Annotated in this window: 17 protein-coding genes; 9 read left to right on the top strand and 8 right to left on the bottom strand. The window is 58.8% G+C overall.

Annotated elements, in window-relative coordinates; translation table 11 throughout:
* Nucleotides 1-28 precede the first annotated feature (28 nt).
* The 8 genes from IPK32_25040 to IPK32_25005 all read left to right on the top strand — a co-directional run bounded on the left by IPK32_25040 (nucleotide 29) and on the right by IPK32_25005 (nucleotide 10,875).
* On the top strand, nucleotides 29-844 hold the full coding sequence (locus IPK32_25040; protein MBK8095146.1) for a transglycosylase domain-containing protein: 816 nt from the start codon (nucleotides 29-31) through the stop codon (nucleotides 842-844).
* Nucleotides 747-2,267 carry a hypothetical protein gene (locus tag IPK32_25035; protein MBK8095145.1) on the top strand — a complete coding sequence of 507 codons (1,521 nt, stop codon included), beginning with the start codon at nucleotides 747-749 and terminating at the stop codon, nucleotides 2,265-2,267. The genes IPK32_25040 and IPK32_25035 overlap by 98 nt, the downstream gene beginning before the upstream one ends.
* Before the next feature lie 213 nt (nucleotides 2,268-2,480).
* Entirely contained in the window at nucleotides 2,481-4,460 is a 1,980-nt protein-coding gene (locus IPK32_25030; GenBank protein MBK8095144.1) for a DNA gyrase/topoisomerase IV subunit A, read from the top strand.
* 218 nt (nucleotides 4,461-4,678) lie between these two features.
* Nucleotides 4,679-5,266 (top strand): Uma2 family endonuclease, encoded by a 588-nt coding sequence (locus IPK32_25025; GenBank protein ID MBK8095143.1) that lies wholly within the window; start codon nucleotides 4,679-4,681, stop codon nucleotides 5,264-5,266.
* A 50-nt stretch (nucleotides 5,267-5,316) separates the two neighbouring features.
* Nucleotides 5,317-6,663, top strand: a complete 1,347-nt coding sequence (locus tag IPK32_25020; GenBank protein MBK8095142.1) for a sodium:alanine symporter family protein — start codon at nucleotides 5,317-5,319, stop codon at nucleotides 6,661-6,663.
* Nucleotides 6,664-6,762: 99 nt separating this feature from the next.
* The gene (locus tag IPK32_25015; protein ID MBK8095141.1) at nucleotides 6,763-8,187 is read left to right on the top strand and encodes a MotA/TolQ/ExbB proton channel family protein; all 1,425 of its coding nucleotides are present in this window, start codon (nucleotides 6,763-6,765) and stop codon (nucleotides 8,185-8,187) included.
* Nucleotides 8,188-8,226: 39 nt separating this feature from the next.
* Nucleotides 8,227-9,144, top strand: coding sequence for a hypothetical protein (locus IPK32_25010; GenBank protein MBK8095140.1), 918 nt, complete (start codon nucleotides 8,227-8,229; stop codon nucleotides 9,142-9,144).
* 186 nt (nucleotides 9,145-9,330) lie between these two features.
* Nucleotides 9,331-10,875: a hypothetical protein gene (locus IPK32_25005; GenBank protein MBK8095139.1), complete on the top strand. Its 1,545-nt coding sequence runs from the start codon at nucleotides 9,331-9,333 to the stop codon at nucleotides 10,873-10,875.
* Between the two features lie 325 nt (nucleotides 10,876-11,200).
* Here IPK32_25005 and IPK32_25000 read toward each other — a convergent pair whose 3' ends face one another.
* The 5 genes from IPK32_25000 to IPK32_24980 all read right to left on the bottom strand — a co-directional run bounded on the left by IPK32_25000 (nucleotide 11,201) and on the right by IPK32_24980 (nucleotide 17,776).
* Nucleotides 11,201-11,974 (bottom strand): PEP-CTERM sorting domain-containing protein, encoded by a 774-nt coding sequence (locus tag IPK32_25000; protein ID MBK8095138.1) that lies wholly within the window; start codon nucleotides 11,972-11,974, stop codon nucleotides 11,201-11,203.
* 195 nt (nucleotides 11,975-12,169) lie between these two features.
* Nucleotides 12,170-13,576 (bottom strand): efflux transporter outer membrane subunit, encoded by a 1,407-nt coding sequence (locus IPK32_24995; GenBank protein ID MBK8095137.1) that lies wholly within the window; start codon nucleotides 13,574-13,576, stop codon nucleotides 12,170-12,172.
* A 52-nt stretch (nucleotides 13,577-13,628) separates the two neighbouring features.
* Nucleotides 13,629-14,201, bottom strand: a complete 573-nt coding sequence (locus tag IPK32_24990) for a DUF4256 domain-containing protein (protein MBK8095136.1) — start codon at nucleotides 14,199-14,201, stop codon at nucleotides 13,629-13,631.
* A gap of 26 nt (nucleotides 14,202-14,227) precedes the next feature.
* The gene (locus tag IPK32_24985) at nucleotides 14,228-15,685 is read right to left on the bottom strand and encodes a peptide MFS transporter (protein ID MBK8095135.1); all 1,458 of its coding nucleotides are present in this window, start codon (nucleotides 15,683-15,685) and stop codon (nucleotides 14,228-14,230) included.
* 69 nt (nucleotides 15,686-15,754) lie between these two features.
* Nucleotides 15,755-17,776, bottom strand: a complete 2,022-nt coding sequence (locus IPK32_24980) for a TonB-dependent receptor (GenBank protein ID MBK8095134.1) — start codon at nucleotides 17,774-17,776, stop codon at nucleotides 15,755-15,757.
* A gap of 199 nt (nucleotides 17,777-17,975) precedes the next feature.
* Between IPK32_24980 and IPK32_24975 the strand changes: the two genes are divergently transcribed.
* Nucleotides 17,976-18,944: an NAD-dependent epimerase/dehydratase family protein gene (locus IPK32_24975; GenBank protein MBK8095133.1), complete on the top strand. Its 969-nt coding sequence runs from the start codon at nucleotides 17,976-17,978 to the stop codon at nucleotides 18,942-18,944.
* Nucleotides 18,945-19,043: 99 nt separating this feature from the next.
* Here the strand turns inward: IPK32_24975 and IPK32_24970 are convergent, their stop codons facing one another.
* From IPK32_24970 to IPK32_24960, 3 genes are all read right to left on the bottom strand, one after another.
* A complete protein-coding gene (locus IPK32_24970; GenBank protein ID MBK8095132.1) occupies nucleotides 19,044-19,598 on the bottom strand; it encodes an alkaline phosphatase D family protein in 555 nt (184 codons plus the stop codon).
* A 72-nt stretch (nucleotides 19,599-19,670) separates the two neighbouring features.
* Nucleotides 19,671-20,057: a hypothetical protein gene (locus IPK32_24965; GenBank protein MBK8095131.1), complete on the bottom strand. Its 387-nt coding sequence runs from the start codon at nucleotides 20,055-20,057 to the stop codon at nucleotides 19,671-19,673.
* Nucleotides 20,058-20,073: 16 nt separating this feature from the next.
* Nucleotides 20,074-21,966, bottom strand: a complete 1,893-nt coding sequence (locus tag IPK32_24960) for an SMP-30/gluconolactonase/LRE family protein (protein ID MBK8095130.1) — start codon at nucleotides 21,964-21,966, stop codon at nucleotides 20,074-20,076.
* Nucleotides 21,967-22,008 lie beyond the last annotated feature (42 nt).

Below are 22,008 nucleotides of genomic sequence, written 5' to 3'. Positions count from 1 at the left end.
CCGAAAGGGCGCTTCGTAGCCGTGTTCGATGAAAAAAACTGATTCTCCCGCCAAAAAGCCCGCTCCGAAGATGCGGCGTGTGCTGACGCGTTGGCAGCGATTGAAGCGAGCGGTGCTCTTTATGCTCATGGGTGGCTCGCTGCTGGCCACGCTGGCTCTCACGGTCATCGTGGCGGTGTATAGCAGTATGGCGAAGAGCTTTGACCTCGCGGCGCTGGGGCAGATGCCAGAGCGCACGGTGGTGTATGACTCGACCGGGCAGATCCTCGGTCGGATGCATGGAGAGAATCGCATCGTGGTACCGCTGAGTGAGGTCTCTCCGCTGTTTGTGAAGGCGCTGCTGGCCCGTGAGGACTCACGCTTCTACCTGCATGGCGGGATCGACTTCAAAGGCGTCGCCCGTGCCACGCTGCGGAATGTGAAGGACGGGCGGATCGTGCAGGGGGCGAGTACCCTCACCATGCAGCTAGCGCGGAATAGCTACCCCGAGCTGGGCGATGCACGCACCATCCACCGCAAGCTGCTGGAGATGATGCTGGCACGGCGCATCGAGAAGGAGCTGCGAGCACGCGAGGCCGCGACCGGGACGAAGGCGAAGGACCAGATCATCGAGCACTATGTGAACCGCATTTTCTTTGGCACCGGGATCTATGGCATCCAGCGGGCGAGTCAGGTGTACTTCGGCAAGCACGCGAGCCAGCTCTCTCAGCGAGGCGGCACTCATCGCAGGCATCATTCGCAGTCCGGTGCGCTTTTCCCCTTTCCGCAATTACGAAGGAGCGATCAAGGAACGCAACGATGTGCTCCAGCGCATGCTCACGCTCAAAGCGATCACGCCCGATGAGGAGCAGGCTGCTAGGTATGAGGAAGTCATCCTGCATGCGCAGCCGGTTTTCCAGGGGCAGGGCGGCTATGCGCTCGACATGGTGCGGCGTGATCTGGATGACATCCTGGCGGAAAAAGAAATCGCCGAAGGTGGGCTGCAAGTCTTCACCACCATTCGCAAAGAGGTGCAGGACGCTGCGGAGGCCGCTGTGGAGAAGCGCCTGACCGAAGTGGAGAAGATCAAAGCCTACAAGCACTCCAAGAAGGCTGATTTTGACCGCACCTGGGATGGATCGAAGGAGATCTCGACCACGCCGTATCTCCAGGCCGCACTCACTTTGATGGACAATGACACGGGCGGCATCCTAGCCATCGTCGGTGGCCGTGATTACCGGCAGAGTAAGTTCAATCGCTCCACACTGGCTGCGCGGCAGGTGGGATCGACGGTGAAGCCCTTTGTGTATGCGGCAGGCATTTCAGCAGGTTTCCTGCCTGGCACCTACATTGATGACGCGCCCATTCAGCCTGGAGAGATCAGCGGCTCTGAGCCCGGCTGGACTCCGCAGAATAGCGACGGCAAGTTCCTGGGGCTGAAGACTCTCACCGATGGAATCGTGCTCAGTCGCAATACGATGACCGTGCGCTTGGGGAACTTCACCGGGATCGAGCGGGTGCTGAATCTGCTGGCGGATGCGGGCTTCAAGATGCCGAAGGACCGCAATCCGCAGGTCTTCATCGGCAATCTCAGTGGCAATGCGAGCCAGCTCACCACGGCGATGAGCATTTTCCCGAATCAGGGTGTGCGCAGGCAGAATTTCATCATCGACCGCATTGTCGATAAAGCTGGCCTGATCATCTACCAGACCACGGCGGGGGAATCACCCGTGCTCAATCCTGGCGTGGCACATGTGATGCGCGGCATCCTTTCCCAGGTGATGGACAGAGGCACCGCAGCCGCCTTGCGCAGCGAGCATGGCTTCAAAGAGCCCGGCGGGGGCAAAACGGGCACCACCAATGACTACAAAGACGCGTGGTTCGGCGGTTACACGGACCGACTCACCTGCGGCGTGTGGGTGGGGCTCGATACACCGCAGACGATCATTGATGAAGGCTATGGCGGCCGCCTCGCACTGCCGATCTGGGCGGATGTGATGAAGACGGCGCTGAAGCTCGGCTACAAGAGCGAGGCACCCCGTGCTGGGCTGCCGCTCTCTCGCGTGTCGCTCTGCCGGGTGAGTAGCCAGCTCGCTACGGATGGCTGCCACCATGCGGGCACTGCCTATGAAGATGGTCTGCCCTATGAAATGGTGCCGCAGTCCTTCTGCATGGAGCACCGGAATGTCGCCGCGCCTTCCCGTGCCGCCACTGTCCCACCACCGCAGAATCAGCCGCCACAGAGGCCGCGCGGGCTCTTTGATCGACTGAAGGGGCTCTTCCGATGAGGCGGATGCAGTCCTGGGGACGAGAAGCAGAGAATGTATCCACAGATTGCGCCCTGAGGCTGCCTTTTTGGCTGGACCGGCGTGACGCCAATCCTTGCCAGTTTTTCAAACAGCGCCTAATAGGGGCCATATTCTCCAAAAACCATCCCTGTCCTCCGATCCTGCCCCGTGGCCAAAAAATCCTCATCCAAGCTCACAGACGCCCATTCTCCCATCCTGCCCTCCGCTGCCCCGGTGGAGCATAAGCCCGTGGACGACCTCTACGGCGACTGGTTCCTCGATTACGCCAGTTACGTCATTTTGGAGCGTGCTGTGCCGCACATCCATGACGGGCTAAAACCCGTCCAGCGCCGCATTTTGCACTCCCTGCATGAGCTGGAAGACGGCCGTTACAACAAGGTGGCCAATGTCGTCGGCAATACGATGAAATACCATCCGCATGGCGATGCATCGATCGGCGATGCCATGGTCCAAATCGGCCAAAAAGAGCTGCTCATCGACACCCAGGGCAACTGGGGCAACACCCTCACCGGCGACAACGCCGCTGCTCCGCGATACATCGAGGCCCGTCTCTCGAAATTCGCCCTCGATGTCGTCTATAGCCCCAAAGTCACCGAATGGGCCTCCAGCTACGATGGGCGCAATAAAGAGCCCGTCACGCTCCCGGTGAAATTCCCGCTCCTGCTCGCTCAGGGCGTCGAAGGCATCGCGGTGGGTCTTTCCTGCCGTATTCTGCCGCATAACTTCATCGAGCTCTGCGACGCCAGCATTGCCGCCCTGCGTGGCGAGGACTTCAAGCTCCTCCCCGACTTCGCCACTGGTGGCATCATGGACGCTACCGACTACAATGACGGCCAGCGTGGCGGCCGTGTCCGTGTGCGGGCCAAAATCGAGCCCGGACCGAAGAAAAACACCCTCGTCATCTCCCAGATCCCCTTTGGCACCACCACGGGCGGTTTGCAGGACAGCATCGTCGCCGCGAACGACAAAGGGAAGATCAAGATCGCCCGTGTGGACGACAACACGGCTGAATTCGTGGAGCTAGTCATCCAGCTCCCCGCCGGTGCAGACGCGGATCAGACCATCCAGGCCCTCTATGCCTTCACCGATTGCGAAATCAGCCTCTCACCGAACGCGGTGGTCATTTTCGAGGACAAGCCGCGCTTCGTCGGCGTCACCGAGCTCCTGAAATCCAGCGCCGAGCACACCAAGAAGCTCCTTGGCCAGGAACTCGAAATCCAACTCGGTGAGCTGAACGAAAAATGGCACTTCAGCTCCCTGGAGAAGATTTTCATCGAAAACCGCATCTACCGGAAGATCGAAGAATGCGAGACCTGGGAAGCCGTGATGGCCGCCATCTGGAAAGGCCTGAAGCCCTTCCTCAGCCAGCTCAAGCGAGAAGTGAATGACGAAGACGTCGCCCGGCTCACCGAGATCAAAATCAAGCGCATCTCCAAGTTCAACAGCTTCGAGGCCGACGAGTACATCAAGAAGCTCGAAGAAGACATCGAGGGCGTGCAGAAGAACCTCAAGCAGCTCACACGCTACACCATCGCCCACTTTGAGCGGCTCAAGAAGACCTACGGCCCAGGTCGCGAGCGCAAAACGCAGATCGCAGGCACCCTCGAGCGTGTCTCCGCCGCCGAGGTCATCATGCAGAACGAGACCCTCTACCTCAATGCCAAGGACGGCTTCGCCGGCACTGGCCTGAAGAGGGAAGGGGAGCCGCTCTGCAAATGCTCACCTCTGGATGATGTGATCTTCTTCACCAAAGACGGCACCATGAGCGTCACCAAAGCGGGAGAGAAATTCTTCGTCGGCAAAAATCCGCCCTACATCGGCCTCTTTAAAAAGGACGATCAGGCCGTGTACAGCCTGGTTTATCGTGATGGACGCCAGGGCGTCGTCATGGCCAAGCGCTTCCGCATCGGCGGCATCACGCGTGATAAGGAATACGTCCTCACCCGTGGCACCCCCGGCTCCAGCGTGCTCTACCTCATCCGCCACGAGACAGAGGAGGAGAGCAATGCCTTCACCGCCGTGGTCCACCTGAAACCCGCGCTCTACCTGCGGAATCTGACGATCAAGTTCCCCTTCAACTCACTGGCCATCAAAAACCGCGAGTCCCAGGGCAACATCATCACCAAGCACAGCGTCGATCGCGTCGTCCGCGAGCCGAAGAGCGGCGAGTAAAGGGGGAACCTGATAAAGCCGGCAGCTTTGATTTCGCATGCCATGTGGTGATCGAAGTGCTCAGTGCTTAGTGGATTTCACAAAACCAACTGAGCACTTTGCACTGAGCACTTGGCATGAATGACACGAAAACAGACCCAAATGCTTTTGCCCGTAGAGTAAGCCTGTGGTGCCAATTTTCAGTTGGCGCGAGGCACTCGCCTACCTAGCCTAGCCGAATGGGAATCCCGAAAGTCATCGTCCGCTATTCAGCCGAGGAATATTACGACCTCGAAGAGGAGGAGGCGTACAAGAGCGAGTATTATGATGGAGAAATCTTTTCCATGGCAGGTGGTAGCCCAGAACACAGTCTGATCGTCATGAATCTGCTGCGAGAACTTGGTACCCGTCTCAAAGGCAAAACCTGCACCCCATACGACGGCAATTTGCGCATTCAGATTCCTGCCACGGGGCTGATCACCTACCCAGACGTCTCAGTGTTCTGCAAAAAGCTGGAGTTTGATCCGAAAGACAAGCGTCAACAAACAGCGATCAATCCGACGGTGCTGATCGAAGTGCTCTCGAAGTCCACCGAGAGCTACGACCGTGGTAAGAAGTCCGAAAACTATCGCCAACTCGAGTCCCTGAAGGCCTACATCCTCGTCAGTCAGACCAGTCCGCACATTGAGCTCTATGAGCGTCATGGAGACGGCTTCTGGTTCCTCACGGAGGCAAAAGGGCTCGATCAGGAGATCCCGATCAAGCCGCTAGGCCTGAAGCTGCCGCTGGCGGAGGTCTATGACCGGATCAAGTTTGGTAAGAAGTGATCCACGGATTCTGCTTGTCGGGTTTACCCTTCGGCGGCTAAAAGGATGGGATGGACTTTGCAAAATTCTCTTCCTGGCTCTCCGGCTTCGTCTGGGGCGTGCCCCTCATCGTGTTGCTCTTTGGCACGCATTTGTTTCTCACGGTGCGCACGGGATTCATCCAGCGCTACCTGCCACGGGCCATCCGGCTCTCGCTGTCGCGGAAAAAAGAGGGGGAGGGCGATGTGTCGCAGTTCGGTGCACTCATGACGGCCCTAGCCGCCACCATTGGCACAGGGAATATCATCGGCGTCGCTGGTGCCGTAGCAGTGGGTGGCCCCGGTGCGGTGCTTTGGATGTGGATGACAGGTGTCTTCGGCATCGCCACCAAGTATTCGGAGGCCGTGCTCGCGGTGAAATACCGCATCACCATGCCAGATGGCAGCATGGCGGGCGGCCCCATGTATGCACTGGAGCGTGGTCTGGGCCTGAGGTGGCTAGGGGTGCTCTTTGCCGCCTTCACCTGCATCGCCGCCTTTGGCATCGGCAACATGACCCAGGCCAACAGCATCGTCGAAATGCTCATCGACAAAGTGAAGCCTGACTCCGTCATCACCCTGCGCTGGGTCGCGGGCAGTGTGATGGCCGTATTGACTGCCGCCGTCGTCCTCGGAGGAGTCAAGAGTATCGCGAAAGTGTGCGAAATCCTCGTTCCCGTCATGGCCATCGGTTACGTCCTCGGCTGTGTGCTGGTCTTGATCAAGAATGCAGCCCTGCTGCCCCAGGCCTTTCTGGACATCTGGCAGGGAGCCTGGAGCGGCCAGGCCGCCGTGGGTGGCTTTGTCGGAGCTGGTCTCAAAGAAGTCGCTCAGGCAGGCATCGCACGCGGCCTCTTTTCGAATGAGTCGGGCCTCGGCTCTGCGCCCATCGTCGCCGCCGCTGCTCAGACACGCAATCCCGTGCGGCAGGCCCTCGTCAGCAGTACGGCCACCTTTTGGGACACCGTCGTCGTCTGCCTCATGACCGGACTCGTCATCGTCAGCAGTGGGCATTGGAAAGAGGGCATGCCCAAGGCCGCACTCACCAGCGCCGCCTTTGCAGACCTAGGCACCATCGGGCCTATCTTTTTGCTCTTTGGGCTCATCACCTTCGTCTTCTCCACCATCCTCGGTTGGGGTTATTACGGAGAAAAAGCAGCCGAGTACCTTTTCGGCACCCGTGCGGTGAAGCCCTACCGCATCCTCTGGGTGCTCGCAGTGCTCTTTGGCAGCGTGCAGCCCGCACAGGCCGTCTGGGACTTTGCAGATGCGGCCAATGGTCTCATGGCCCTGCCCAATCTCATCTGCCTCATCTGCCTCAGTGGCGTCATCGCCGCAGAGACACGCTCCCACGCTCATGAATTGCGAGGTACCGATTAAAGTCCCAGCGCAGCCCAAGATTATCATTGGCTCCTACGTAGCCTCTTCATCTCTCAAAACACATCCATCATCCCCTAACACCCGAAGGAGACACCCACCGTGAAGTTCAAATGCCCCACCTGTGAAATGCAGCTCAAAGTCGAGCCCGATATGGCTGGCAAAGTCGTCCGCTGCCCCGGCTGCGACTCCAAACTGCAAATCCCCGGAGATGCCACTTCTGCGGGCCTGCCGCCGCCCAGCGGCCTCCCTGCACCATCAGGCCTGCCAACCCCGGATGCTGTAAATGCCCCCGCTCAGCAAGAATACGCTCCTCCTCCGGGCCCAGAGCTCCTCGTCGAGCAGAATCGCAATGCACGCGGCGGCTGGGAGGAGACCGATCCGACGAATCCCAATCCCATGCTCAGCTTTGGCATCGGCTTTGTCATCTTTCTTGCCTGGATCGGCATTTTGTGGCCCTTCAAAGCCCCCGAAGGCACCGCTCCAGCCACCTACACGACGATGCAGTTCATCGCCTCGCTGTTCTTCAAGCACATGCTCGTGAGCTTCACCAATACGCTCTTCTTCACCTGGGCCATGGCGATCCTCTACTTGAAGCTCCAGAAGCTCAATCATCAAAAGAAAGCGCTCCTACTCGATGTCCTGCCCTGGGAAATGGGGGCTGAGATCAATCGCGAAAACGTCGGCAACTTCATCGACAATCTCTACAAACTCCCCCATCGCCTGCGTGACAGCATGATGGTCAACCGCATCCGCAAGGCTCTGGAGCTCTTTGAGGTCAAACAAAACACCGGTGATGTCACCAACATGCTCTCCAGCCAGTCCGACATCGACAGCATGCGCATCGGCGGCAGCTACACCCTGCTCAAAGCCTTCCTCTGGGCCATTCCCATCCTCGGTTTCATCGGCACCGTCATCGGTCTCTCTCACGCTATCAGTGGCATGAACTTTGCCGGCATGAGTGACCTCAAACAGATCACCTCCACCCTCGGCACTGTCACAGGAGGTCTCGGCACCGCTTTCGATGCCACCCTCCTCGGCCTCGTACTCGCCCTCTCGCTGAATTTCCCCATGAACTCCATGATGAAGGCCGAAGACGACTGCCTCAACAGCATCGACGCCTTCTGCAATGAAATCCTCCTCCCGCGCCTCAATGACGGCGGCAGCCTCGCCGGTGGCAGCACGGAGGGCATCATGGACACACTCGTCAAAGCTGTCGCCTCAGCTCAAAAAGAGTTCCTCATTGATCTCAACACCCTCAGTGCACGCCTTGTGGAGCAGGCCAACAACCTCGAAAAACGAGCCTCCGAGCATCAAGCCCGCGTGGACCGCGAATTCACCACCGCACTCACCGTCATGCGGGAAAAAATGACCGATGCCGTCACCGAGAACGTCAACAAAACCACCGATTACATCCGTGCCCTCTCCAGTGGCATCCAGAGCCTCAATGGCGTCCTCTCCCAGCTCGGTGAAAAACAAATCCTCATCCATCAGGTAAAGAAAAAGGGCTGGTTCAGCCGCGAATAGCCGCCCACACCCACTTTTTTCATCTAAACGACTCACCTCATGGCCAAGCGCAGACATGCCCCCAAAGACGAGATCCTTCTGGTCCCGTTCCTGGACATTCTCTGCTCGCTCATCGGCGTCCTCGTCCTCATCATCGTCGTCCTCTGCGTTTCCATGACTCAGCAGACAGAGGGCCGCAGTGTCGAAGAAGTCGAGCAAGCCCAGGAGGCCAAAAAACTCCGAATCGAGATCACCGAGACCAAAAAGCAGGAAATCATCGTCAATGAGCAGATCGCGACACTGAATGAGCTCCAAAAGCAGATCGAAGAACGCCAGCAGCGCTATGTGAAGCTCCGCAAGCTCCTCGCCACCTCCAAAGACATCCTCGACAGCAATTTGAAGCTCAGTCAGCAAATGCAAAAGGAGTTCGATGACCTCCTCCTCGAACTCGAAGGCCTCAAAAAGCAGCAGGTCGAATCCAAGGCAGAAATCGAAAAACTCACTGCTGAGATCAAAGCCCGCCAAATTCCCGAAGACAAAAAAGTCCCCCCCGTCATCGTCCAGCCCAGTGGCGGCGGTTTGGCAGAAGGGACCAAAATCTTCTTCGTCGAAGCTTCTGCTGGTGCTCTGAAAATCCTCGGCGGATGGGGTGCAGAGGATTACCGCCTCAGCGCCACGGCCGAGGTCGTCCTCGCCGATGTCGCCTACAATCACTTCCTCACCGAAATCGCCAAAATCCCCAACTCGCTCCTCCTCTTCCTCATCCGCGACGATGGGCAGGGCGCTTACAACAACGGCGCTGGCCGTGCCGACAACGACTATGAAGTCCGCACCGGCAAGCTGCCCATTCCTGGCCGTGGAAAGCTCGATCTCGCCATGTTCGACAAATACCGTGGCAAAATCACCCCTCCACCAGCCGCCACGCCAGCTCCTGCCAAAGACGACGCCAAAAAGAAACCTGCTGCGAATACCAAATAAGATAACAATGCCAACCTTTACGCGAACCCCATTTTGACAGGATTCACAAGATTACAGGATTATGCAGGATTACCCTGAAACACACAGCACACCACATACCCAAAGAGAAATCCTGTAATCTTGTGAATCCTGTTAATCCTGTCAAAACCGCTCCCTTGCCTTCCCTGACCTCCATTCTCGATCACCATGTCTAAACGCAGACACGACGAACAAGAGCTGCCATTCGTGGCTCTCATGGACACGATGACCAATGTCGTCGGCGTGCTCATCATCGTGCTCGTCATGGTCGGACTCAGCATCTCCGATGCCGTCACCACTGTCCTTTCAGATCTCCCGCCCGTCACCCCGCAGGAGCTCGCCCAAATCCGTGAGCAAGCCAAGCAACTGCCCAAACTGCTCACCCCGAAAGAAATCGAGGAAAAGAAAAAACAGGCCGAAATGGACCTCAAGAAGGCCATCGAAGACCTCAAGACCGTCGATACCTCCGATCTCGAATCCAAGATGAAATCTATGGATCTCGAGAGCTACCGCAAGCAGCTCGCAGACCGCAAAAAAGAACGCGAGGCTCAAAAAGTCGCCACCGACAAGCTCCTCGCCGAGCTAGATCGCCTCAAAGCACTGCTCGACCAGACGCCCGTCTTTCAGCCCCCGCCCCCCAGCTACGTCCGCCTCCCCAATCCGCGTCCGTATCCTGAAAAACCCAACGAAACCCGCGTTCTCGTCGCCAAGCAAGGCGTCCTCAGCTTCAACCAGCCGAAATTCGTCCAGCCCATCCTCGACGGCCTAGAAAAAATCAAATCGCAGCTCGAATACCAGCGTGCCGACTACGCCCCCTTTGCCAAGCTCATGGAAAGTGTGCTCGGCACCCCCGCAGCCGCTGCTGCTGCTTGGCCCCACATCGCTCCGCTCATCAATCGCCGCCAATTGGACGAAGCAGCCCAGGCCTATAAAATCCTCTCTGGTGGTGGCCTTGCCCCTACCCGGCAGATCCTCGAAGCCATCGCTGACATCTCCGTGCCCACCCGCAGCACCATGCCCATCGTCGCCAGCGCCATCCTCGCCGCCACCAAAGGTGATCTCACGGAATGGACCAAGCTCGATCCCTCCCGTGATCCCGCCACCCCCATCATCAAGGCCACCAAGAGCGGCAGCAAAATCATCTTCTCCTGGGGAGCAAAAAGCATCGAAGTGAAGGCCGCGCCACGCGACGTGCTCGACTACTTCGTCAAAGAGCTCGCCAAGATGAAAAACATCGAAGACGCCAGCAAAGCCCGCACCATCTATGACGCTACTCGCCTTGTCCCCATGCTCGAGCGTGCAGCCAATAATCCCCTCATCTCAGGCTCCTACACCTTTAAGCCGGACCCCCAGCCCACCCTCGCCTACATCCGCCTCGCCCTCTCGCCCAAAGGCGGTGGTGGCGAGACCATCGAGGCCCTCAAGCAGCAAAACTCCGCCTACATCCGCCTCATGCGTGACGTCAAAGCAGACCCGAATGGCGTCGTGCAATTTGAAGTCATGCCAGACGCCTTTGATGCCTACCTAGAGGCCCGAAAAGTCGCCGACGAGATCGGCGTCGCCGCCACCTGGACATTCCTCACCAAGCTCGACCTCGCAGTGAACCTCACGACCTTTGAAATCCAGCGTCTCTCACCCGTCACTCCCCCTCGTCCCCGTGGCACCGCCCCCGCCGCTCCTACCATCGCCCCGCCGAAGAAGAAGCTGGATTGATGGACTGCCACGGAGGAGCTAGCCCGTGGTCCTCGCACTCTGGAAAAGCACATCAGTCTGTTTTTGAGACGTTCTGGTCAAAGTGCTCAGTGCTCAGTTGGATTTTTGCCTCGTAATGCTTCCCACTGAGCACTGAGGACTGAACACTTTTTTCACGGCATACGGTGAGAAATGCGATGCTGGGATACCTGCTGCCATCCAATCATCGATAGAGGAATATGACGTGGAGATTATCGGTCGTTGTGAGCTGCGTCTGCATCCAAAAAAACAGCGCGGACGGTTTCCCGTCCGCGCTGTGGTTTGATTTGAGCGAATGTAAGTTTACTTAGCGCAACCGGCGGCGGCGCAGGATGCAGAGCACGCCCACGGAGCCCAGCAGCACCGCACCCGAAGGCTCAGGCACTGGAGCACAGCCGATCACCTGCACATTGTCGAGGTCGAGGCCTACCAGCTTCGAGTTGGCACCAGAGCCGAGGATTTCGAAGGCGAGGGTGTCGCCAGCAGAGAGCTTCAGCCAGTCGAAGTTGCCCGCGAGGTCGAAACCGTCGCCATTGAGGTTATTGCCATCTGGATTGTCGATGTCCCAATGCACAAAATTGTTGAAACCAGGTGTGAGGGTGATCGACTCAGAGAGCCAGACTGCCTGGCCATTTGCCCAGATTTTCACGGCTAGGCTGGTAGGGCCATGTTCGAATTCACCAGAGCCTTCGCTGAACACATCAAAGGTCAATCCGCAGAAGCACGCCATTTCCTGAGCGGTGTATTCGATCTTGAAGCCGATGCTACCCACAGCACCGCTGGGGTCAAAGCCGCCGAAGCAGCCCCACTGGCCACTCGTGCTGCCGGCTGGAGTGCCGACCTTGATGGTGCCAGGGCCTGAGATGTCTCCAGCAGCAATCAGGGGGCTCTGATAGCTCGGAGGCACGCTACCATACATCCCAGCAGGGATATTATCGAAGTCGTAGCCAGCGAGGAGGGTTTTGACGGTGCCTGGAGGGCAATTGCAGCCAGGCCAATCCACCTGAAAGGCGGCATTAGCACTACTGGTCATCGCGGCGATTGCGCCGATGAGGCCGAGGAGTTTGAGTTGTGTTTTCATAGTTTGTTTTTGGTAGCGTGATCGGGAGGAATCACATGGATGCGACTCGCTCCTAGTCTTCAGCACCTCTGCCAAACCGACAATTTATAGACTGTTAGAAGGTGGTAAGCCCTTCGCGACAATCCTCACAAAACGCCCGTCTTGCTTACACTCACCTGACATTCATTACGGTAATCATATAAGAACGCCGTTTTTTTATCTCCAACCGCCGCCGAGTGCCTTCTGCAAGGCCACACTGGCCACCAGACGCTGTCCGTCGATCTGTGCCGCGAGCAGCTTTGCGCTCATTACGGTGCGGTTTGCATCCACGACCTCAAAATAACTCGCGAGGCCCTTTTGATACCGCAACTCCGCTAGGCGCAGCGTCTCCTGCGCTGAGGCGATGGCACTTTGCAGAGCGGATGCCTGCTGCGAGTAGCCTTTTGCATCCAGAATGCTGTCTTCCACTTCTTGGATCGCCTTCAGGATGCTCTGGCGATATGCGGCGAGAGTTTCTTCGTAGCGTGCTTTGCTCGCGGCTAGATTCGCTCGCAGTTTGCCGCCTTGGAAGATCGGTAGCGTCACGCTCGGGCCGATGGAGAGCGTCTTGCTCCGTGCATCGATGAAATGTGCCGCCCCGATGCTCTCTAGGCCCGTGGTGCCACCGATTTTGAAGGTCGGATAAAACGAGGCCTGAGCCACGCCGATCTTCGCGTTTGCCTCGCGCATGGAGTACTCCGCCGCACGGATGTCTGGGCGGCGCTGGAGCAGGGTGGAGGGTAGCCCACCTGGCATCCGTGGCACAGACGGCAGTGCGGCGTTCTTCGCCAGTCGGAAGGAACTGGGGAGCTGCCCGCAGAGCACAGCCAATGCATTCTCCGCATTGCCGCGTTGGCGCTCGATGGCGGCGAGATCATTCCGCGCCAGCTCCAGCTCTGTTTTTGCACGGGAGACATCCATCTCATTCGCTAGGCCACCTTGAAAGCGGGACTCTTGCAGTTTCACGGCTTCTTGACGCCATTTGATCGTCTCGTTCACCACCTGCACTTGTTTATCCATCGAGTGAGTGAGGAAATACAGCCGCGCCACCTCCGCTGCGAGGCTCAGCCGCTGTGCCGCCACGAGCTCTGCTGTGGCAGCCTCATTGGCCTGCGCTGCTTCTATGCCCCTGCGCACTCGACCCCACAGATCCGCCTCCCAGCCGAACTCGAAGACATTCTGATAGCGCCAGCGATCCAGCTTCGGTAGCGGGATGCCGCTGGGCAGATTCGCCGCGAATGAGCTCTGTGAGAGATACTCATAACTCACGCCACTCTTCATCCCCAGCGTCGGAAACATCTCCGCCTTCTGCACGCCGATGAGGGCACGTGCCGTCTCCACGCGTGCTAGGGCACCTCGTAGCTCCTGATTGCTGTTCTGCGCTTGCTCGACGAGCCGATTCAGCTCGCTGGAGCCGTACATGCGCCACCACTCGCCTGGCAGGGGTAAATCGGCCACACTCGTCGTTTTGCCGCTTTTCCATTTCCGGGGCAAAACCACGTCTGGTAGTGAAAAATCCGGCCCCTGGATGCAGGAGGCCAAAAGCAGTGGGATGAAGCCAAAAAGGAATTTAGGGGACAGCATTTCAGTGCTCAAGAGAGCGGGGAGAACCGGCTTCTGCAAATGATAGATCAGGCTACACCCGCAGCACCCCACGAAAGCCCCGTACGCCGTAGTACGACTGCGCTCCATTGTGGCCGATGAATACACGGTCATAGCGCCGCTCGGCGTAGAGTGCCCCACCGAGTTTTCGGATGCCAGGAGGCGTCTCTAGCCAGCTCGAGGTCTTCGCGTCAAAGGCTCCGAGCCTCTGCAACTCCACATACTGCGCCTCGGTCAAAAGCTCGATCCCCATCGCCGCGGCCATGTCCTGCGCCGTGTTCGCTGGGCGGTGCTCTTTGCGTGATTCCAGCCCTTCACGGTCATAGTACACGCTGCGGCGTTCTTTCGGTGTCTCTGTGCTGCAATCCACGAAGAGGTATTCGCCAGATTTTTGCTCCACTCCCACCACATCCGGCTCACCGCCCGTTTGCTCCATTTCATGGAGTGAAGCCAGTTTCTCAGGCTGCGAGGTCAGCTTTGCCTGCACCTTGCTCCACTCGATCCCAGGGTGTCGCGTGCGGTTTTGCTCAAAGCGCAGGCGTAGCACCGCCAGCAGCGCGGCATCTCGCTCCGCAGGCAGCGTTTCGTTCTTTTGGCGGACTTTCATCGGCAGTTTGGCGATTTGCGAAGCGCCTATTCCACACCGCGAGCCAGTTTTTGGATCGGCTTGGCAAAAAGGAGCAGCACACCGCCGGTGATCGCAGAGATCCACACCACCTTCATGAAAATGGCGGGCATGTCCTGCATCGCATCACCAGACACATGGCCAGCGATCAGTCCACTGAGCACATCACCCAGACTCGTGCCCAGGAACCAGATACCCATCATCTGCGCCGTGTAGCGTGCAGGCGAGAGCTTTGTAAAAGCACTCAGTCCCACCGGGCTCAGGCAGAGCTCACCCATCGTCAGCAGAAAGTACACACCCACGAGCCACAGTGGCGATACTTTGCCCACGCTCAGCGAGTGCCGCGCCATCCACACCGCCATCAGAAAGCCCGCCGCCAGCAGCAGCATCGCCCAGCCCATCTTCCCCGTCAGTGACAGGCCGAATCCACGCCGATCCAGCGCCTGCCATAGCCACGCCAGCACCGGTGCAAACATCATCACAAAGAGCGGATTGATCGCCTGAAACCACTCCGCTGGCACCACGCTGCCAAACATCGCCCGATTTGTGTGCTGATCCGCGAACACATTAAAAGACGAGCCCGATTGCTCAAAACCCGCGAAGAACAGCGCACTCGTGAAAAAGAACACCAGCGTCAGCCAGATCCGCGCCCGCTCATCCCCATCCAGCCCCGCAAAAAACAGCAGCCACGCGTAATAGAGCCCCGCAGCGACCAGAATCGCGACCGAGATGGCATGCGCGAGCCACACTGCATCCAGCGTGATCGCCCCCACCGCACACAGCACCGCAAAAGCAGCCACCAGCACCAGCGCAAAGCTGAAAATCATCCAGTCACGCCGCACATTCTGCCCAGCATGCACGATCCGCTCGCCCACACCCTCCAGCCGCTTGTGGGAGAGCTGGAACTGGATCAGCCCCAGGAACATCCCCGCCGTCGCCGAGGCAAAGGCCCACTTCCATCCCCAGGAGGCTGAATCACGCAGCCACCCACTGACCAGCGGCGCAAAAAACGCCCCCACATTGATCCCAAAGTAAAAAATCGTGAATCCCGCATCCCGCCTCTGCCCGCCTTCTGGATAGAGCTGGCCCACCAGCGCACTCATATTCGACTTCAGTAGCCCAGAGGCTATCGCGATGACCAACAGACCTGCCAGGAAGATCGTGCGCCCGTGAAAGCCCAGCATCAGATGTCCCAGCGAGATGATCACACCGCCCCACCACACCGCACGCTTCGCGCCTAGCAGTCGGTCACCGATCCAGCCCCCCGGCAGCGCACTAGCATACACGATCGCCAGATAGAGCCCATAAATCGCCGCCGCTTCCTTCGCCTCAAAGCCCAGCCCAGATCCCGCCGCGATCATGAAAGGCACCAGCAGCGCACGCATCCCGTAGAAGCTCCATCGCTCCCACATTTCAGTGAAAAACAGCGTGCGGAGTCCGGGCGGGTGTCTGGTGTCAGCGGTCATGAGAGGCCGCCATCATGCCGCGCCCTCTTCATCGCGCAAGGCAGGCCCTCACTCGGGCATTCGGGCTTCTTAAAATTTCACCGTCGCTCCCAGGTTCACCCCCAGACCCGGCTCATTGCTGCCACTGCCATGGTAGCGATACGTCTTGTTCAGCATGTTATCGACTCCTGCCGTCAGGGTCAGATGCTCATTCACATCCCAGCCGCCGCGCAGCGTCAGCACACAAAAGGAAGGCGTCCCATTCGCTGGGATGCGGCTGGTATCCTGCTGATCAGACACATTCATCCGCGCTGCCTCGCCGTAGGCCAGTGCTACCAGCTCCGCCCACACCTTTCGGTCCGTCCTCTGCCAGCGCACACCTGCCATGCCCGTCAGTGGCGAGATTTTCCCCAGCGGCTCACGCCTCTGTGCCGTCGTCAGGCCGATGTATTGATCCGCCTCACCCTCCACCCACGCCACATGGCCAAAGACACTCCAGTGCGGATCGATCTGCCAGCGCACACTCGCCTCGATGCCGTGCATGAAGCCGCTATCGCCATTCGATTTCGACACTTGATTGAGCACCCCCGTCGGGCGTCGCACGATCATGTCATCAATCTGGGTGTGAAACAGTCCCAGGCTCGCACTCACGCTCTCCGTCTGCGCTTTGATACCCAGTTCATACGTGAGATACTTTTCTGGTGACAAACCAGGTGATGGCACCTCCACCTGCCCCGTCAGTGCGATGTCAGAGCGAGAGAGATCTGACAAATTCGGCGCACGAAAACTCTGCGCCACGCCGCCATACACCTGCCAGCGGTCTTGATCATCTAGGTCGATAAGAAAACGCACGCTGCCGCTGAAGTTCGACCACGCATCCGAGTACGATTTCAGTGCACCCGTCGCCGCATCACGGAAGCGCCCCGCCTCCGCCCGGGCATACGTCCAGCGACCTCCCAGCATCACATGCACACGCTCACCGAAGTCCATGTGATTCTGCGCATAGATCCCCAGCAGATCGTAGCTGGTATCATCCGCCACCGCCCCCTGCCACGGATTGTCCGTCGCATCGCTCTCGATCCAGTCGTGATAAAAATCCACGCCATACACCAGCTTGCCCCGCGCCGTCTCACTCTCGAACTGCAAATCCGCCCCCAGCGTCATCAGATCCACATCATTGAAGCTGCGCACGCCACCACCCGTCACGCGGAACTGCTGCTCCGCCTGCGTTTGCAGTGATAGCGTCAGGCTTGCTGCGTCGATCACTCCGCCCAGATTCTTCCCAGCCAGCCGCACATACGAAAGACTCCGCGCCTGGTCAAAAAGCCGCACCCGATCCGTGCCAATCGTCGTTCCCGCGAACGACACACCCTGATTCGTCGCATGCGTGCGCCACACATCATTTTGCGCACTCTGCTGGTGCACCGCCGTCAGCAGCCAATGCTCATCGAGCTGGTAATCAAAGCGCACATCGAACGCCCACTGCCCATAACCTGTGCGCGGCTGCCGCAGCCCGCTGCCATCCACCACATCGCCGAAATGGCTCAGCGTGCCCCCGACACGTAGGCCCCATTTCTGACCACGGCCTACACTCGCCTCCAGATGCTCCACATGGCTATGCTCTGCACTGCTCCAGCGATACGAAGACAGCCCATGCGTGAAAAAGCTGCCCTCAGCCTCCGAGAGGAAGCCGCTGTCCTTCGTCAGCGCATTCACCGTCCCGCCGATGGCGTCACTGCCATATAGCACCGAGCCCTGCGACGGCACCACTTCCAGCCGCTCCACACTCAGCGGATCGATCAGCGACCAATATTGATTCGGACCATCACGGAACGTGCTGTTATTAAAGCGAATGCCGTCCACCAGCATCAGCGTGCGAAAACCCGTGAAACCACGGATAAACGGCGATCCCTGGCCATTCGACGTCTTTTGGATGCTCACGCCCGGCAGCTCCCGCATCGCCTCCGGCAGCGTACGTGGCAGCCGCTCCGCGATCTGCCGCTGATCGAGCTTTTTCACGATGGCAGGTGCCTGGACCGGTTTTTCATCCGTGCGTGATGCCGTCACGATCGTGTCCGGCAGCGATTCCGCCGCCAAAGCGGCTGAGGACATTAAAAAAGGCAAAAACAAGCGCATAAGCACCCACAGCATGTCACGCCCACATTTCAGCGTCAGGCACAAACCCGCATGAAAACCGCCCACGGACAAAATCCAGCCATCCAGAGCCCCTGGAGGATCATTTTTGTCACTACCGCACGCGGACTCGTCAGTTGAGCTTGTCGCCACCGCTGCTATGAGCGGCCCACCCATCATGAAAATCATCCTCACCGGCGGCGGCGGCTTCCTCGGACATCAGCTAGCACAAAAAATCCTCCAGCAAGGCACGCTTTGCGGCCAGCCCATCACCCAGCTCCGCTTACTCGATGCCGCCTTCCATCGCGAGATCCCTGATCCACGCGTCCAACAGATCACCGGCGACATCAGCGACCGCGATACCGTCTTTGCAACCATCGGCAGTGATGCAGACGTCATCTTCCACCTCGCCTCCATGGTCAGCGGCGAGTGCGAGCTGCGCTATGACGACGCCCTGCGAGTGAACCTCGATGGCGGCAGAAACGTCTTCGAAGCCGCCCGCGCCGCCACAGGCAGGCCGCGTGTCATTTTCGCCAGCAGCGTCGCCTGCTACGGCGGCATCGACATGAGCCAGATGATGTCAGACAGCACCAAGCAGCTCCCCCAGACCACCTACGGCATCACCAAGGCCATCTGCGAGATGCTCATCAACGATCACACCCGCAAAGGCCACTTTGACGGCCGCAGCGTGCGCCTGCCCACCGTCATCATCCGCCCCGGCAAGCCAAACGCCGCCGCTTCCAGTTGGGCCAGCGGCATGTTCCGCGAGCCCCTCAATGGCCAGCCCTGCATGCTCCCCATCCGCCGGGATCAGCCGCATCCCATGACCGGTTACCGCACCGTCATCGACAGCTTCATCGCCCTCGCCGAGGTCAGTGAGGCCCGCCTCAGCACCGACCGCGCCTACGTGCTGCCCGCGCATCGCGTCACACCCCAGATCGCAGAGCAAGTCATCACCGAAATCGCCGCCGAGCGCGGCATCACCCTCGGCCCCATCGTGGATGCCTTTGATGCCCGCATCCAAGGCATCGTGGACAACTGGCCCCAGCAAGTGGACGGCACCCGTGCCCTCTCCATCGGTGCACCACCGCCCCCACCGCTCAAAACCATCGTCGAGCACTTCGTCGAAGACTTCCTGGGCTGCTGATTCACAGCCCAGTGATGACCACTTCGTCGAAAACTCAACTGAGCACCAATCTGTGAAATCTGCGAAATCGGTGGATGCGTGATTGAGCCACACTTGGCCTCACTCGCACACCAAGGCATCCATGCCCACGCTGTGCTCGATTTTCACGCTACCATCTTCCGCGATGATTTGCGCCCGCACAGACCGCGCTACCCAGTCGATGCTCAAAAGCCCCACATTCGGCAAATGGTAGGTTTTCGGCACCGTGCGATGCTTGTTGGCCGTCGGAGTGCCGCGTGGGTGCTTTTGCGTCATCGAGCTGGAGGTGAAGTCATGCACACCGTTCTTCGAAAACTCGCACCAATGCCGATCACCGCTCAAAACGACGGCCTTTTGGCCTTTCAGGAGTGAACGCAGCCTGCGCTGCTCATGCGGAAAATTCGCCCAACATTCACCACCGTGTGCTTCTGGAGCGAATTGGATGCTCGACACCACGATTCGCAGCTCCGCAGGCTCCTGGAGCACCTTCGCCAGCCAAGCCCACTGCGCCGCACCGAGAATGGTGGTCGATTCATCGTCCGTCGGCACCGAAGTGCCGCCAAGCATCGCTTTGTCCTTCGCCACCTTCTTGAGCGCACTACGGAAGTAGCGCGTATCCAGCAAAATGACCTGCACACGCTTCCCAAGCGGCCCGAAGCTCTGCGCATGATAAACGCCCTCCTGTTTCCGTCGCGGTGAATCCGCCGGTTAATCAAGACAGTTCCAAACCTCCACCTGCGCCTCCTTTTTCTGCGGATACTCACTGCCACCATCATTCAGACCAAAGTCGTGATCGTCCCAAGTGGCGAGGATGGGCTTGTTCTTCAACCCAAGGAAGAACCGGCTGTTTTTCAGCAGCGCATACTTCTCCTGCATCATCGGGATGCCGCCTTTGTCCGCATACACGTTGTCGCCCATGAAGATGAATAGATCACGCGGCAGCGTCAGCGTGCGGTCGAGCATCGGATGCTCATGCGTGTCGAGACAGGAGCCAAAAACGATGTTTTCGAGCGGCTTGGAGTCCTCAGCGCGTGCTGACAACAATCCGAGCGCCGGAAGTCCGGCAAGAAGGCGGCGGCGTGTGGTGGTGATCATTTGCCGGTGAAAAATTTTATCGCGGGTTTTTACCTGTCTGCACTTTCTCAAAACGTATAGGCCAAACGGCAACCTTGCCGGCATCTGCCGCAGAAGCGATGGACTTGCCATCCGGGGACCAGCGGAGCTTGTAAAGCAGGCCGTGATTGGTATTCCACCAGGTGGCTATCTCGAGTGTGGCCGAGTCTAGGATATAAATATAGCCATCGTAGCCGCCAGCGGCGATCCAACTGCCGTCGGGCGAGTAATCCAGTGTCATTAATCCTCCAGTGAGCGGCGGGAGGACATCTTCACGTGGCCTCATGTCCTCCGTGTGAAAGAGAGCGATACAGCCGTTCGCCTTGTCGCGATCCTCCCAGCCCAGTCGCAAAGCGGCGGCGATGAAGCGTCCATCTGGCGAATAACACAATGCGGAGGCATTGCTGATGCCCGGCGTGGCCTTTTGTTTCACAAGGCGCAGTTCACGCACATTTTCCGCCACGGTGACACGGGAGTTCTGGCAGTTGAAAACGAGTGAGGAGGCATCCGGTGCCCAGGCGATGGCGTAGATCGTATGATGATGGTTTGCGGCCCAATCCAACAGTGTGGCATGCTCTTCCCCGCGCACCCAATGCCAGACTTCTGACGGGCCAGAATATGCCCCACCGCCGAACACGAGTTCATTGCCGTCCATGCTGAAGGCCAGTGCGTTGAGCGGTCCTTTGCTGGCGTGGAAAGTTTGTACCACCTTTCCATTCTCAGAGTCCCACACGCGGCACCAGCCTGGGGTGTCACGTGTCTCCTCTCCCGAGACTGCGGCCACGAGCTTCCCATCCGGCGAAACGGCGATGTCATTGATCTCGCGTGACTCAGGCTGCATGTCCCACCTGGCACGCACCTCGCCCGTGGTACTGTCCAGCGCACCGAGTTGGCGGTCCTGGCTGCCGATGTAGAGCGTTTTGCCATCCCTGCTCCAGGCGAGGCTCTGCGGATTGCGGGCGGCTTTGGCCCAAAGCGGCTCGATCCGTGGTGCATCGGTGGTAGCCCATGTTTTGATCTCCAAAAAGCGTGACTCGATCTCGAAGACCTCCGGGTCCGGCTTGTCTGCGATGATTTCGAGTAAGTGCCGTGCCGTCGCCTTATCCTCCGCCTTTCGTGCGAACCGCAGGAGCGAATTCAGATTCCGACTGGTATTCGCCCCTTTTGCCAGCAGGTCTTGGAAGCCCTGCCGAAAAGTCACCCAGTCGCCGTAGCCGGGCTTCTTGAACATTTTCTCTCGATAAATCGGCTCCATCGACCAAATGGCCCGCGCATATGGCTCGAGTCCTTTTTGCGGCAACAGATCGCACACATGCCGCGCCCACGCTTCCGTGCCTCCGGGAAAACCCAGCCGTCTCGCATTGCCGGCGATACGGAAGTAGGTGATCTGATGCTCTGGAAAGCTCCTCAGGCCTTCCTCGGCGATCCCGATGGGATTTTTCAGCCACGCTGGCCGTTGAAAACCTGCCGCCTTTGTTTTCTCCCAAACCTCCAAATCATGTCCCGAGAGGGAAAGCGTCACAGCGGATGTGTACCAGTCAGCTGTGCGCCCACCTAGGCGTTCAGCGTCGAGCAGTAGCCTCTCCGCCTCCTGGAAGAAGCCCAGTATTTCTTCCGGTGGGTGATTGGACCACGCCGTAGCCGCGAGATGATGTGCCTGCACCACACGCCAGACCGTGGACTGAGGATAGGCCGCTGCCCATTCTGCCAGCAGCCGATTGAAGCGCACGGCGTATGCTCCCAGTTTGGGTTCAAAGCGCCGCTGCGCGAAGTTAAAGGCCATGAGTCGGCTCTGACCATCACGGCAGAGTGGCTGGACGCCTTTCTCTCCGCGCCACTCCTGGCCGCGCCTTTCCAGCTCATCGACGTTCTTGTTGCTGATGAGTGTCACGAGGTGATCGATCCATTGCGTTAAGGATACCTGGGATTCGTC

It is taken from the genome of Verrucomicrobiaceae bacterium, assembly GCA_016713035.1.
Taxonomy (GTDB): Bacteria; Verrucomicrobiota; Verrucomicrobiia; order Verrucomicrobiales; family Verrucomicrobiaceae; genus Prosthecobacter.
The sequence above is the reverse complement of the archived record's forward strand: the minus strand, read 5'-3'. Positions and strand labels throughout refer to the sequence as shown.

What these genes read in the sequence shown, in the direction of transcription:
- IPK32_25040 (MBK8095146.1), top strand. Translation starts at nt 29, where the DNA reads ATGAAAAAAACTGATTCTCCCGCCAAAAAGCCCGCTCCGAAGATGCGG.
- IPK32_25025 (MBK8095143.1), top strand. Translation starts at nt 4,679, where the DNA reads ATGGGAATCCCGAAAGTCATCGTCCGCTATTCAGCCGAGGAATATTAC.
- IPK32_25020 (MBK8095142.1), top strand. Translation starts at nt 5,317, where the DNA reads ATGGACTTTGCAAAATTCTCTTCCTGGCTCTCCGGCTTCGTCTGGGGC.
- IPK32_25010 (MBK8095140.1), top strand. Translation starts at nt 8,227, where the DNA reads ATGGCCAAGCGCAGACATGCCCCCAAAGACGAGATCCTTCTGGTCCCG.
- IPK32_25005 (MBK8095139.1), top strand. Translation starts at nt 9,331, where the DNA reads ATGTCTAAACGCAGACACGACGAACAAGAGCTGCCATTCGTGGCTCTC.
- IPK32_25000 (MBK8095138.1), bottom strand. Translation starts at nt 11,974, where the DNA reads ATGAAAACACAACTCAAACTCCTCGGCCTCATCGGCGCAATCGCCGCG.
- IPK32_24995 (MBK8095137.1), bottom strand. Translation starts at nt 13,576, where the DNA reads ATGCTGTCCCCTAAATTCCTTTTTGGCTTCATCCCACTGCTTTTGGCC.
- IPK32_24990 (MBK8095136.1), bottom strand. Translation starts at nt 14,201, where the DNA reads ATGAAAGTCCGCCAAAAGAACGAAACGCTGCCTGCGGAGCGAGATGCC.
- IPK32_24985 (MBK8095135.1), bottom strand. Translation starts at nt 15,685, where the DNA reads ATGACCGCTGACACCAGACACCCGCCCGGACTCCGCACGCTGTTTTTC.
- IPK32_24980 (MBK8095134.1), bottom strand. Translation starts at nt 17,776, where the DNA reads ATGTCCTCAGCCGCTTTGGCGGCGGAATCGCTGCCGGACACGATCGTG.
- IPK32_24975 (MBK8095133.1), top strand. Translation starts at nt 17,976, where the DNA reads ATGAAAATCATCCTCACCGGCGGCGGCGGCTTCCTCGGACATCAGCTA.
- IPK32_24965 (MBK8095131.1), bottom strand. Translation starts at nt 20,057, where the DNA reads ATGATCACCACCACACGCCGCCGCCTTCTTGCCGGACTTCCGGCGCTC.